The organism is Salmonella sp. 32100201201700099SM, from assembly GCF_017572645.1.
Lineage (GTDB): Bacteria > Pseudomonadota > Gammaproteobacteria > Enterobacterales > Enterobacteriaceae > Salmonella > Salmonella enterica.
Genome location: NZ_JAGERQ010000008.1, coordinates 198332 through 210803 on the forward strand (window position 1 = coordinate 198332; position 12472 = coordinate 210803).

The 12472-nt window shown below is 52.2% G+C and carries 10 protein-coding genes and 1 pseudogene; 2 read left to right on the forward strand and 9 right to left on the reverse strand.

The window, feature by feature from the left end:
• Positions 1–51 precede the first annotated feature (51 nt).
• The gene (gene prpR, locus J4685_RS14935; RefSeq protein WP_000205271.1) at positions 52–1677 is read left to right on the forward strand and encodes a propionate catabolism operon regulatory protein PrpR; all 1626 of its coding nucleotides are present in this window, start codon (positions 52–54) and stop codon (positions 1675–1677) included.
• A gap of 135 nt (positions 1678–1812) precedes the next feature.
• Here the strand turns inward: prpR and yahO are convergent, their stop codons facing one another.
• Positions 1813–2088 carry a DUF1471 family periplasmic protein YahO gene (yahO, locus tag J4685_RS14940; protein WP_000848026.1) on the reverse strand — a complete coding sequence of 92 codons (276 nt, stop codon included), beginning with the start codon at positions 2086–2088 and terminating at the stop codon, positions 1813–1815.
• Between the two features lie 231 nt (positions 2089–2319).
• On the opposite strand from yahO, the gene J4685_RS14945 reads away from it, so the two are divergent.
• On the forward strand, positions 2320–2952 hold the full coding sequence (locus tag J4685_RS14945; RefSeq protein ID WP_000433133.1) for a LysE family transporter: 633 nt from the start codon (positions 2320–2322) through the stop codon (positions 2950–2952).
• A gap of 40 nt (positions 2953–2992) precedes the next feature.
• Here J4685_RS14945 and foxA read toward each other — a convergent pair whose 3' ends face one another.
• From foxA to J4685_RS14980, 8 genes and pseudogenes are all read right to left on the reverse strand, one after another.
• Positions 2993–5101, reverse strand: coding sequence for a ferrioxamine B receptor FoxA (foxA, locus tag J4685_RS14950; protein WP_162467025.1), 2109 nt, complete (start codon positions 5099–5101; stop codon positions 2993–2995).
• Between the two features lie 145 nt (positions 5102–5246).
• Positions 5247–6251 (reverse strand): ferrioxamine uptake transcriptional regulator FoxR, encoded by a 1005-nt coding sequence (foxR, locus tag J4685_RS14955; RefSeq protein WP_000074595.1) that lies wholly within the window; start codon positions 6249–6251, stop codon positions 5247–5249.
• A 95-nt stretch (positions 6252–6346) separates the two neighbouring features.
• Positions 6347–6540 (reverse strand): annotated as a pseudogene (locus J4685_RS22580) (hypothetical protein).
• Entirely contained in the window at positions 6459–6644 is a 186-nt protein-coding gene (locus J4685_RS22775) for a DUF2474 domain-containing protein (RefSeq protein WP_305954967.1), read from the reverse strand. The pseudogene J4685_RS22580 and the gene J4685_RS22775 overlap by 82 nt, the downstream one beginning before the upstream one ends.
• Entirely contained in the window at positions 6590–7600 is a 1011-nt protein-coding gene (gene cydB, locus J4685_RS14965) for a cytochrome d ubiquinol oxidase subunit II (protein WP_000151047.1), read from the reverse strand. Before cydB ends, J4685_RS22775 begins: the two co-directional genes overlap by 55 nt.
• Entirely contained in the window at positions 7597–9000 is a 1404-nt protein-coding gene (locus J4685_RS14970) for a cytochrome ubiquinol oxidase subunit I (RefSeq protein WP_000393713.1), read from the reverse strand. Before J4685_RS14970 ends, cydB begins: the two co-directional genes overlap by 4 nt.
• 116 nt (positions 9001–9116) lie before the next feature.
• Positions 9117–9218, reverse strand: coding sequence for a small effector SsaA (gene ssaA, locus J4685_RS14975; RefSeq protein ID WP_000934834.1), 102 nt, complete (start codon positions 9216–9218; stop codon positions 9117–9119).
• A gap of 276 nt (positions 9219–9494) precedes the next feature.
• Positions 9495–12467 carry a type III restriction-modification system endonuclease gene (locus tag J4685_RS14980; RefSeq protein WP_077905011.1) on the reverse strand — a complete coding sequence of 991 codons (2973 nt, stop codon included), beginning with the start codon at positions 12465–12467 and terminating at the stop codon, positions 9495–9497.
• Between the last annotated feature and the right edge of the window lie 5 nt (positions 12468–12472).

Here is a 12472-nt window from a genome sequence, read left to right on the forward strand (position 1 = left end):
ATGAAACACGTTTAAAACAAAAAATCGCCCCTTAAAGATGAACCTACTGCGATGACGACTGCCCACAGCGCTCCGCGCGATAATAGCGATAAACCGGTGATCTGGACGGTCTCCGTAACGCGTCTGTTCGAACTGTTTCGGGATATCAGCCTGGAATTCGATCATCTGGCGACCATCACGCCTATTCAACTCGGCTTTGAAAAGGCGGTGACCTACATTCGCAAAAAACTGGCGACCGAGCGCTGCGACGCGATTATCGCGGCGGGTTCGAATGGGGCCTATTTAAAAAGCCGCCTGTCAATACCGGTGATCCTCATCAAGCCCAGCGGATTCGATGTATTACAGGCGCTGGCGAAAGCGGGAAAGCTCACCTCGTCTATCGGTATCGTGACCTATCAGGAGACCATTCCGGCTTTACTTGCCTTTCAGAAAACGTTTCACCTCTGTCTTGAACAGCGAAGCTATGTCACCGAAGAGGACGCGCGCGGGCAAATTAACGAACTTAAGGCCAACGGTATTGAGGCCGTCGTCGGCGCGGGATTAATTACCGATCTGGCGGAAGAAGCGGGAATGACCGCCATCTTTATTTATTCCGCGGCGACCGTTCGTCAGGCTTTTCATGATGCGCTGGATATGACCCGTCTGACACGGCGCCAGCGCGTGGATTACCCATCCGGCAAGGGATTACAAACCCGGTATGAACTGGGCGATATACGCGGCCAGTCGCCGCAAATGGAGCAGCTCCGCCAGACGATTACGCTCTATGCCCGCTCCCGTGCGGCAGTGCTGATTCAGGGGGAAACAGGGACCGGAAAAGAGCTGGCGGCGCAGGCGATTCACCAGACGTTTTTTCACCGCCAGCCTCACCGTCAGAATAAGCCATCCCCTCCCTTTGTCGCCGTCAATTGCGGCGCGATTACCGAGTCGTTGCTGGAAGCGGAACTGTTTGGTTATGAAGAGGGTGCGTTTACCGGTTCACGACGAGGAGGCCGGGCGGGGCTATTTGAAATCGCACACGGCGGCACGCTGTTTCTGGATGAAATCGGCGAAATGCCCTTGCCGTTACAAACCCGACTCTTGCGCGTACTGGAGGAAAAAGCCGTCACTCGCGTCGGCGGACACCAGCCGATCCCGGTGGAGGTCCGGGTGATCAGCGCTACGCATTGCGATCTGGATCGGGAGATAATGCAAGGACGTTTTCGCCCCGATCTCTTTTATCGCCTGAGTATTCTGCGCCTGACGCTTCCTCCTTTGCGCGAGCGGCAGGCTGATATTTTGCCGCTGGCGGAAAGCTTTTTAAAACAGTCGCTGGCAGCGATGGAAATTCCGTTTACCGAATCGATACGTCATGGATTGACACAGTGTCAGCCGCTTTTGCTGGCCTGGCGCTGGCCCGGTAATATTCGCGAACTGCGTAATATGATGGAGCGCCTGGCGCTTTTTTTAAGCGTCGATCCCGCGCCAACGCTGGACAGGCAATTTATGCGGCAGTTATTACCTGAGCTTATGGTGAACACAGCAGAGCTGACGCCTTCAACCGTGGATGCGCACACGTTACAGGATGTACTGGCGCGCTTTAAGGGCGATAAGAGCGCCGCGGCGCGTTATCTGGGGATTAGCCGCACCACTCTGTGGCGTCGTTTAAAAGCTGGTGCCAAAAACCAGTCGGATAATTAAGACAAATGACAGCGTCCTGAATGCCTGATGGCGCTACGTTTACTGCAGGCCGTCATCCGGCAAAACGGATGACGGTTGCCAGGAATAAATATACCCGCCGGAAACCCAGGCGGGTATTTTTATGATGCAACGCTTTTATTTCTTTTTATAAATATCAGCCGTACCATGAATTTTATTTTCTGTCTGCCCGGACGTCAGCACCACCACATCCGCCCCTTTTTCATCCGCCTTTTTGATTAAATCTTCTCTGGCGTCCAGCGGCGACATTTCCCCGGTGGTGGAAATCGTGCCAATTTTCGTGTATTCGGAGGCGACTTTATCAAAGTCCGTTTTTTTCATGATTTCTGCGGCATAAACGTTTGTCACGACAAACGCTAATGCGCCAAGCATAACCTTGTAGCCAGTTTTCATAGCAAAACCCTCGTTTTATTATTACGCCATCATCGCTTTATCAGAACAAAAAGGCCGTTCGGACTGATTAAATAAGTAGTGTAGATTGCTGGAAAAATCCAGTCAGCCCCCGCTCAGTCGGCGTAACAACGCGGATTAAAACGCCCCTGCTTTGTGATCTCACTCGCAATCATCTGGTTTGACTATTAATAAGATGAACGTTATTTCTTGAGGCTATGGGAAGAGTTGTCTATGGAGCCGTTTCATGCCGTTGTGCTTACCGTCAGTCTGTTTGTGTTAACCTTTTTTAATCCCGGCGCGAATCTGTTTGTGGTGGTGCAAACCAGCCTCGCATCAGGACGCCGGGCGGGGGTCATCACCGGCCTGGGCGTCGCCACGGGAGACGCCTTTTATTCCGGGCTGGGGCTTTTCGGTCTGGCGACGCTCATTACGCAATGCGAAGCGGTATTTTCTCTTATCAAAATTGTCGGCGGCGCCTATTTATTATGGTTCGCCTGGAACAGTATTCGCCACCAGGCGACGCCGCAAATGAGCACGCTCCAGACGCCGATTGCCGCCCCGTGGACGATTTTCTTTCGCCGGGGATTAATGACCGATTTATCCAATCCGCAAACCGTACTGTTTTTTATCAGTATTTTTTCCGTAACGCTTAGCACAGAAACGCCCACATGGGCAAGGTTAATGGCCTGGGCCGGAATTGTGCTGTCATCCGTTATCTGGCGTATTTTTCTCAGCCAGGCCTTTTCGCTCCCCGCAGTCCGCCGCGCTTATGGACGAATACAGCGCATTGCCAGCCGTGTTATCGGCGCCATTATCGGGATGTTTGCGCTCAGACTTCTCTATGAAGGCGTGACGCACCGCTAATGTTTGCCCGGTAGCCTTTGCTACCGGACGATAAGCGTTATCAAAACGCCCATGACACGCTGCCTACAATGCTACGCTCGGCGCCAAAATAACAATAAGAGAGCGAATTACAGGCAGCGACATAGCGTTTGTCCGTCAGGTTATTTACGTTGAGCTGGGCGCTCAAGCCATTTAACCCAATGCTGGATAAATCATACCCTACCACCATATCGACCAATGTATAGGACGGCAACGTGTGGGTATTCAGGCGATCGCTGGTCACGCCGTTGACGTACCGGATGCCGGAGCCCAAAGTCAGCCCCTCTAACAGACCGCTTTTCACATCGTAGCTTAGCCAGGCGCTGGCCTGGTTCCGTGGAGCATAAACCGCGCGCTTACCCTGCTCTTGCGGGCTACTTTTCTTATAACGGATATCAGTATAGGTATACGCCGCCTGCAAACGGACGCTATCCGACAAATGGCTAATGGCCTCCAGTTCCACCCCTTTAGACTCAATTTCACCAATCGAGCGGTACGGATCGGTAGGTTCTTCTTTGGTCGCGATATTGGTCTGGTTAATACGATACACGGCGGCGCTAAACTGGCTATTCCCCCCCAGCGGTTCGTATTTTACCCCCGCCTCCCACTGCTTGCCTTTCATCGGTTCCAGCACATTGCCGTTTTCGTCGGCGAAGCTGGTCGGCGTAAACGCGGTAGAATAACTGAGATAGGGGGCGACGCCATTGTCGAACAGATAAAGCAACGCAGCACGGGTGCTGACGTTGTTTTTATCGAGATCGCTGCGTGAATCATGAAATTTGTCGATGTTAGACACGCTGACCCGATCGTAACGACCGCCCAACGTAAAGCGCCAGCGATCCCATGACATCTGATCCTGTAAATAGTATCCGGTCTGCCGCAGCTTATGTTTTTCACGGCTATACAACGTAATGTAATCCGGCTGAGCGCCATAAACAGGGTTGAAAGCGTCAATCGGCGGAAACGCGCCATAATAGCCAGTAGTATGATTACTGCGATCCTGATAATCGATCCCCACCAGCAGACGATGATTAATCGCCCCGGTATCCACGCTGCCGTCGAGCTGATTATCCAGCGCGATAGCCGACATTTTCTCCCCGGAGCCGGAATAGCCGCGATTCAGCGCCGTTTCATTCAACCAACCTGCGGCATAGACCTGATTCAACGTCACTTTGGTATGCAAATAACGCAATTTTTGCCGTACCGACCAGCCGTTATCGAACAGATGCTCAATGTTATAACCCACCATATTTTCACGGCGATCGTATTTGTCGTAGTCATCTTCACCTTCAAAGAAAGTGTTAGAAATTTTTCCGCCGTTATAAGGTACAACCGTGCCTTGATAAGGCAGTCCGGAGTGGCTACCGCCCTGCGGATCACGGTGCAGATAGGCCATAAGATCAAGACGCGTCCGATCGGTAATTCGCCAGGTCAGGCTCGGCATCAGCGCATAACGTTCCTCTTTCAAGGGGGTAAACTGCGAATCGGCGTAACGTGTCATGCCGCTAAGACGCGCCGCCACACGTTCATTGTCATCCAGTGGGCCGGTCACATCAAAAGCCGCCCCGCGCTGGTTGTTATTGCCGGCAAACAGCTTCACTTCTCCTCCGGCATCAAACGCCGGTTTTCGCGACGTCAACGAGACAATGCCGCCTGGCGATGAACGTCCATACAGAACGGACGCCGGGCCGCGTACCACCTCGATATCTTCCAGAAACCAGGGGTCAACCACCAACGAACTGTGCGAATTGGTGTCGCCCATCATTTTTAACCCGTCGAGATAGACGTTATCCAGACTACCGTCCGAAAAACCACGCAATACGATGTAATCAAAGCGGTTAGAGGCGCCTATCTGATTACTGTATACGCCTGGGGTGTAGCTGACCGCCTGACGCACGCTGGTTGCGCCCTGCTCTTCAAACTGCTGGCGGGTAATAATGGATACCGACTGCGGCGTTTCAATATCTGGCGTCGCCAGCTTGGTCGCGCCACTCTGCACGGGCGAGGTGACAATGACGGTATCATTTTTTGTGATTTCCTGGGCAAAAAGAGGAAAAGTCGCGCCGCCGATAGCTCCGCCTATCAATAGCGCCATACGCGTTGTCGCAAACATGAACATCTCCAAAGGTATCTTTATTGTAAATAAGAATTATTACCTTTTAGAGATGACGGACCACTATGCGTAACGCCAGATTGCCTATGCGCAATGATAAAAAATCACCCAAAGCGGCAGAAAACCGGGTTAGCGGCGAATATTACCGCTCTGGCGGAGCGCGTTACGCACAGTGGCGGGACGCCGTCAGAGACGCGTCACGCAGCTCGCCGGGCGAGCAGCCATAACGCCGACGAAATGCCGTCGCAAAGTTTGTGGCATGTTGATAGCCTGACATCCAGGCGGCCTGCTGCACGCTGTATCCCTCCATCAGATAACGACGCGCGCGCGCCAGGCGGCAATCGCGCAGATAATCAAACACGGTACACCCATAGGCATGGCGAAACTTGCACCGCAGGCTACTTGGACTCATTGCCGCCCGACGCGCCAGTTCGTTCAGCGTGTAGGCTTTTTCCGGCGTCTGCTCCAGTAAACGCCGAATGAGCTCCAGCCGCTGATATTCACCGGTGACGGGAAGTCCACGTTTTTGCGTTGCGGGCTGACATAGATTTAGCGCATAGCCCAGTAATTGCAGCATGATGCCTTCCAGCATTAACTGGCGTGACGCCGCATGATGTCCGGGCTGCTGCGCATAGCGTAGCCCTGAAAGCAGAAACTCCGGCACCTGCCAGACCCTCGCCGAGGCTGCGCTATTTTCCCACTCGTCTGCCAGCGAGCCAGGCAAATGCTCCCGCCATCCGCCGTCCGGGTACATTCCCAGCGACAAGGTGCGCAATTTACTATCTGCGCCGTGATGGGCGCGTATCGTCTGCTGCTCGCTCAGTTGCGAGCAAAACGCCATCCCCGCGCTCAGCAAAAAGGTCTGCTCATTGACAGCCAGCGCGACGTTACCTTCCAGCACCACCAGCATATACAGCGGACTGCTATGGCGAGAGGTGGTTTCATAAGGTTGTAACACGTGAACATCCGAGCGTGTAATGCAAATCCCGCCGGGAAGCGCTATCTCTTCGATATCGCCATGAAGTACGGGACTACTCTGCGTATACTGCGGTAACGCAGGGAAGCGGTAATCAATGCCATAACGCTCGCCAAACGCGATGAAGTCGCTGACGGAAAAGATCTTTTTCATCGCCGGGGCGGCGGAAGAGTGACAGGAGATCGGAGACATTATCAATACCGTTTATCTGCGTTATACCAGAGCGTTAGCCACTGTGTAACCATATCACTGCGGCCCGGGAACGACAATAAAGATGAGAATAATTATCAACCGCTATTGAGGGGAGAGATAAGGCGAACAAAGGTGATCGATAAACGCCGATCTGTCGACAAAAACGCACTTTCGCCAGCGACGAAAGCGCGTCCGGGGGGGTATCAGTCAGGAGCGAAATCCTGCGGAGGTCATGAGCAGTCTGAACAACATTCCGACGCCCGCCAGCAGAAGCACGCTGGCGCACCATATCGCGACCATCCATACGACTCGCCGCGACCATTTTTTCACTTTAACCATCAGTGATATCCCTCTCCATGTCGCACTTTTCCACGGAAGACGTAGTAGCTCCAGAAGGTATAAGCCAGAATAATCGGGATGATTATCAGCGCCCCAACCAGCATAAAGCTTTGACTTTGCGGCGGCGCGGCGGCGGCATACAACGAAATATCCGGTGGAATAATATTCGGCCAAATACTGATGCCTAACCCGCTGAACCCCAGAAAAATCAGCCCTAACGTGAGAATAAATGGACGCGCATGGGATTCTGGTTTTTTCACGCTGCGCCATAGCCAGACGCTAAAAGCCAACACCAGCACAGGCACCGGCAGGAAGTAGTATAAATTGGGCAGCGTGAACCAGCGCTCGGCGATGTCGTCGTGGGTGAGCGGCGTCCACACGCTGACGCCTCCCATCACCAGCAACAAGACGATCAACAACGGGCGCGACAGCGCGCACATCCGGCTATGCAGCGGATCTTCGCTTTTCATAATCAGCCAGGTAGCGCCCAGCAGCGCGTAGGTGACAACCAGACCGACACCGCAGAACAGATTAAACGGCGTCAGCCAGTCAAGCTGCGAACCGCTAAAGGTTCGCCCTTCCACCTGAAAACCGCTCACCACCGCCCCCACCACAACCCCCTGGGCAAAGGTCGCCAGGATTGACCCGACGATAAAGGATTTATCCCAGAACGCGCGATGCGACTCGGTGGCTTTAAAACGGAATTCAAAAGCGACGCCGCGAAAGATAAGACCAAGCAGCATAACCACCAGCGGGATAGTCAGCGCGTCGGTGATGACGGCATAAGCCAACGGGAACGCGCCAAAAAGCCCGGCCCCGCCCAGCACCAGCCAGGTTTCGTTCCCGTCCCATACCGGCGCGACCGAGTTCACCATAACATCGCGATCGTGTTTATCGCGAATAAACGGAAACAGGATACCGACGCCCAGATCGAACCCATCCATTACGATATACATCAGCGTGGCGAACACGATAATAGCAAACCAGATAACCGGAAGATCGATGGTCATTCGCGTTTCTCCTGCTCAAGCGATTCTCCCACGGCAGAGATAGGACGCGCGGGTCTGCCATCGGTTTCAGCGGTCGGTGTCTCCGCCGGCTGCGGCCCTTTCTGGATAAGGCGAATCATATAAATATAGCCAACCCCAAAGACCAGGGAATAGACCACAAAGAAGGCCAGCAAACTGATGCTCATCTGCAAGGTGCTGTGCGCGGAAACCGCATCACGCGTTCGCAGCAGGCCATAGACCACCCACGGCTGACGTCCTACTTCAGTCGTCACCCATCCGGCAAGGATGGCGATAAGCCCGGACGGCCCCATCCACAGCGCAAAGTGCATAAAGGGCCGCGAATGATACAGGCGGCGTCGGTAGCGTAGCCACAGGCTGGCCAGCCCCAGGAAGATCATCAGTACGCCCATGCCCACCATCAGACGGAAAGACCAGAACACCACGGTAGAGTTGGGGCGATCCTCTTTGGGATAATCTTTTAGCGCAGGCACCTGTTTGTCCAGGCTATGCGTCAGGATCAGACTGCCCAACGCCGGGATCTCAAGCGCATAGCGGGTCCGTTCCACCTCCATATCCGGCCAGCCTACCAGCGTAAGCGGCGTTGGCTCGCCGGGCGTATTTTCCCAGTGCCCCTCAATCGCGGCGATTTTGACCGGCTGATGCTTCAGGGTGTTAAGGCCATGCATATCGCCAATCAATGCCTGAACGGGCGCCACCACGACCGCCATCCATAACGCCATCGAGAACATACGGCGGATAGCCGGCGTATCGTTACCTTTCAGTAAATGCCAGGCTGCGGACGCGCCGACAAACATCGCGCTACTTAAAAACGCCGCAACGGACATATGCAACAGGCGATACGGGAACGACGGGTTGAAAATCACCGCGAACCAGTCCACCGGGACCACCTGACCGTTATGAATTTCAAATCCCTGCGGGGTATGCATCCAGCTGTTAGACGCCAGAATCCAGAACGTCGACATTAACGTGCCCAACGCCACCATACAGGTAGACAAGAAATGCAGGCCCGGCCCGACTTTGTTCCAGCCAAAAAGCATCACGCCTAAGAATCCCGCTTCCAGGAAGAATGCGGTGAGCACTTCATAGGTTAATAAAGGCCCGGTGATACTGCCGGCGAACTGGGAGAAACCGCTCCAGTTCGTTCCGAACTGGTAAGCCATGACCAGACCGGAGACCACGCCCATCCCGAAGTTGACGGCAAAAATTTTGAGCCAGAACTGATAGAGCGAGCGCCAGACAGGATTACGCGTTTTTAGCCATAAACCTTCCAGTACCACCAGGTAACTGGCTAAGCCAATCGTAATCGCGGGGAAAATAATATGAAAAGAGACGGTAAAGGCAAACTGGAGTCTCGCTAAAAAGAAGGCATCAAACTCCATGTTCCCTCCCGTTTATATATAGTCACTTCGTGTAAAATATTCACTGTTCGCAACCAGGTTGAAACGAAACGGTTATTTTCCCCAAACGTAAAAACGTCGGGGAATATCCAGATAAATTACGATTTTTTTTGCGGCTGGCTGTCAGGCTTATCGCCCGACTCTGGCGCTTCGGAGGGGTCGTCTTTTTCGACAGCGAAACGGTAGTATCTATTTAGCATAACATGTCTCCCTTAGTTACATTCACTTGGCAATATCTACCTGGCCGTTATAAAAATAACGGCAAAACAAAAAAACAGCATCTTCAAGACTATTTGCAATTTCAGCAAAATACGCTTAGCTGAAAGTTAAGAATAGACGTAAAACGATAACCTTCAAGTCAACGCGGTTTACGGGACGGGGGATTAGCACAGGGATAATGACCGCAACGCTCGCTGCGCGGCGGCCATTTTATATAGTCTATCAAAAAGATAACCGTTAAGGTCTATTCAAACCCGTTAGTTTACTTTCCCCTCAATCAAGCCATTGATGGTAGAAAATACCGCCGGCGCGCTGGTCGCTTCCGCAAACTCGACATTGATATTTTGCCGACGCAGCATATCGAAGAATTTACGTTGCGCATCAAGAATAACCTGATCGCCTACGCGCATATTTTCTGCTTTAGTTTCAACCAGTAAATAAACGCTGTCGGCGTCCTGACGCTCAATACGGTACACAAAATCCGGCGTAGTAGAGCCCCCCGTATATTTGGGGATCTGAATGGCCCGCTTAGGCAGTTTGCCAAACACAGAAACCTGTTGCGGATAATCGTATTTTAATAGCGGCAATTCTGGATCGACGCTGTCATAACGCAACGGCGGTATTTGATAGAGAGAACGAGGATCGTCTATCGCATTCTCATCCACATTTTTCCCCACAATTTCAGCGCTAATCTCCTCTCTGAACTGCCGTGCCGTGGAATCAAATACCGACGTTGAAGCCTGAAAATCGAGAGGCAGATAATCGTGGCGCTGCGCAAAATGCGCATTAATCCGCGTCTGTAATGCGCGGGTCATATTGTCCAACGAGATCTCGCTTAAATAGCGTGAATCTCCGTGCAAAACATCACGCAGCATCGCCATTAACACCGGGTGCAGGACGTTAACCGGCAGACTGGTGCGTAACGCCAGTTGCTTAAGAAAATGGCCATATTTCATGCCCGCCATAAATTCGCTGGCGGCTAATTCGCCTTCCCGCTGCGCCACTTCAAAACGGCCATTATCTTCATTCGATACCAGCCGTTGTTGAACCTGGCTTGGCTTCTGGCGTATATACAGCGCCGGATCGCGCAGCACCTCGGCGGCAATCTGTTCCAGAGACGCGCCGCTACGCTCGAATTGCAGCATATAACGGCGGGAAAACTGCTCCCAGATACTGCTAAGTTGTTCCCAATTCTCTTTGCGTAACCTGACTCGCAGTCGGGAGGCGGGCTTATTGTCACGAATGCGATCCGCTCGCACCCGCGCCTGCGTCAGCTCAGGGTAGAACTTCAGTAGCCACGCAAAACCACTTTTGGTTTCCCCGTTAAGCGTGACGCTGGGTTTAAACTCATTACTCCGGTTGATCAGTTTTTTATCATCCAGATCTTCCAGCAAACGAAGCTCCGTAAACGCAGGATCGACTTTTTGCCGCTCGGTGACGATGAGTGTGATCATCGCCTCATCCAGTTTCTGCTCGTTAAGCTGAACTTTGCTGTCGCGATTAATCTCATCAACCAGCATACTGGCAAACGCTTTTTCATCATAACCAATCAGAAACGACAGTCGGGACGGCCACTCTTCCTGATGAACGCGATGGCCGTTTTCATCTACCGGTAGCCGCAGGCCGCGCCCCACTTCTTGAATTTTGCTCGACTCGCTACCGGAAGAACGTAATTTAGCAATGACAAAAACATTCGGGTTATCCCAGCCTTCGCGAAGCGTCCATTTTGAAAACAGAAAGCGGCGCGTTTCCCAGTTGCCGTGATGGTCTGAAAAACTGAGCAACTTCTCTTTATTTTTCAGAATATCATCTACCTCAGCCTGGATCGCCTCATCGCCGCTTCCGCGGTCTTCGCCAAAGTAACCAGCGTGGACGTTTTGGTTATCCGAGTGCAGGCTGGCGAGCGTGGCCTGCAGAAACGACAGATACTCCACTTCTCGCGGCAGGGTCTTGCGCTGATAATCGTCAATCAGTTGCGTCAGTTTCTTTTTCAGTAAACACTCAAACTTCAGTTTCAACCAACCTTCGTCATCACGATAGCTTTTAATACTGTCAATAAAGAAAAGGCTTAAGGTCTTAATACGCGGGGCATTATTTTCTGGCTCATTGCTGCGTAAGAAATTTGCCTGCTCGGTATCAAAATGCTTATCAATGGCGTCCTGAATAATCAGTTCCTGGTAGCTCGCGCCAAAGGTTCCTGGCACCAGCGCCATCCCTGCCTCCAGCTCCAGATCGTTCGACAACATTTTACTGCCGGCATATTCGATACTGCCTTCAAATCCTGCATCGACATCGGCGAGATTTTCGCCCACGCCAACCTCGGCAATTTTGCTCCCCCGTCGGAGGATTAATTTCTTTGCCGTGACGCTGTCAACGATATAACGATTGTTGGCCTGTTCTTCGGGGAGATTCGGGTAATAAATATCAATACCTTTCACCAAACCATCGTTAAAACTGTCCACCGCGTTGAGATCAAACTGCGGTTGCCGGCGATAGTAATCTTTACGTACACATTTATTTTTACCCTTACCTTCGACAATATCCGGGAAGGTAGCGCCAAAGCGGACGATCATTTGCGGCTGAATGGCCTGAATCGCTCGATAAAATTTGTTATCTCGCGCAAAACGATGCGGTTCATCAATAATGACCACCGGTCGCGTCATTTGCAGCCCTTTAACAGGCGACGTCAGCCCGCCCAGTAGCGTTTGATCGTAATCGTCTCGCGTCATACTGGCGGAATTGAGCATTTGCGCATTGATCAGCAAAACCTGAATCGTATGGCTATCACGACGGCTGGCATCAGTAAAACTTAATAACTGGGCCGGAAAATTTTTACGCCCCGACTTTACTTTAAAATCACCGGCGTTGATGGTGCAAAGTTCCATCCGCGTATTTTCGTAGAACTGTGAAAAATGCTGTCTGGCGTAATCGCTGGTGATAAAGTTCCGCGCGCCTTCTTTAATGGCTGGCGTCGGCACCACCAGCACAAATTTGAAGAGGCCATACTTCTGATGCAGTTCATACATCAACCGGGTATAGACATAGGTTTTGCCCGTCCCGGTCTCCATTTTAACGTCAATATTGGCCTTATCGTCGTAACGTTCCTTAATCAGCGGATTAGCATAGTGATTATGATCGGCCTGCGCGTGATCGATACCGGTGAAACTCGCCAGAATCGCCGCTAACGCCTGTTCCTGATGGGGAAGTTCTTCCAGTAAAATATTCATCATCATCC

Bases quoted from the DNA above. Each gene is read 5' to 3' on its own strand.
- prpR (WP_000205271.1), top strand. From the start codon at position 52: ATGACGACTGCCCACAGCGCTCCGCGCGATAATAGCGATAAACCGGTG.
- yahO (WP_000848026.1), bottom strand. From the start codon at position 2,088: ATGAAAACTGGCTACAAGGTTATGCTTGGCGCATTAGCGTTTGTCGTG.
- J4685_RS14945 (WP_000433133.1), top strand. From the start codon at position 2,320: ATGGAGCCGTTTCATGCCGTTGTGCTTACCGTCAGTCTGTTTGTGTTA.
- foxR (WP_000074595.1), bottom strand. From the start codon at position 6,251: ATGTCTCCGATCTCCTGTCACTCTTCCGCCGCCCCGGCGATGAAAAAG.
- cydB (WP_000151047.1), bottom strand. From the start codon at position 7,600: ATGACCATCGATCTTCCGGTTATCTGGTTTGCTATTATCGTGTTCGCC.
- J4685_RS14970 (WP_000393713.1), bottom strand. From the start codon at position 9,000: ATGGAGTTTGATGCCTTCTTTTTAGCGAGACTCCAGTTTGCCTTTACC.
- ssaA (WP_000934834.1), bottom strand. From the start codon at position 9,218: ATGCTAAATAGATACTACCGTTTCGCTGTCGAAAAAGACGACCCCTCC.
- J4685_RS14980 (WP_077905011.1), bottom strand. From the start codon at position 12,467: ATGATGAATATTTTACTGGAAGAACTTCCCCATCAGGAACAGGCGTTA.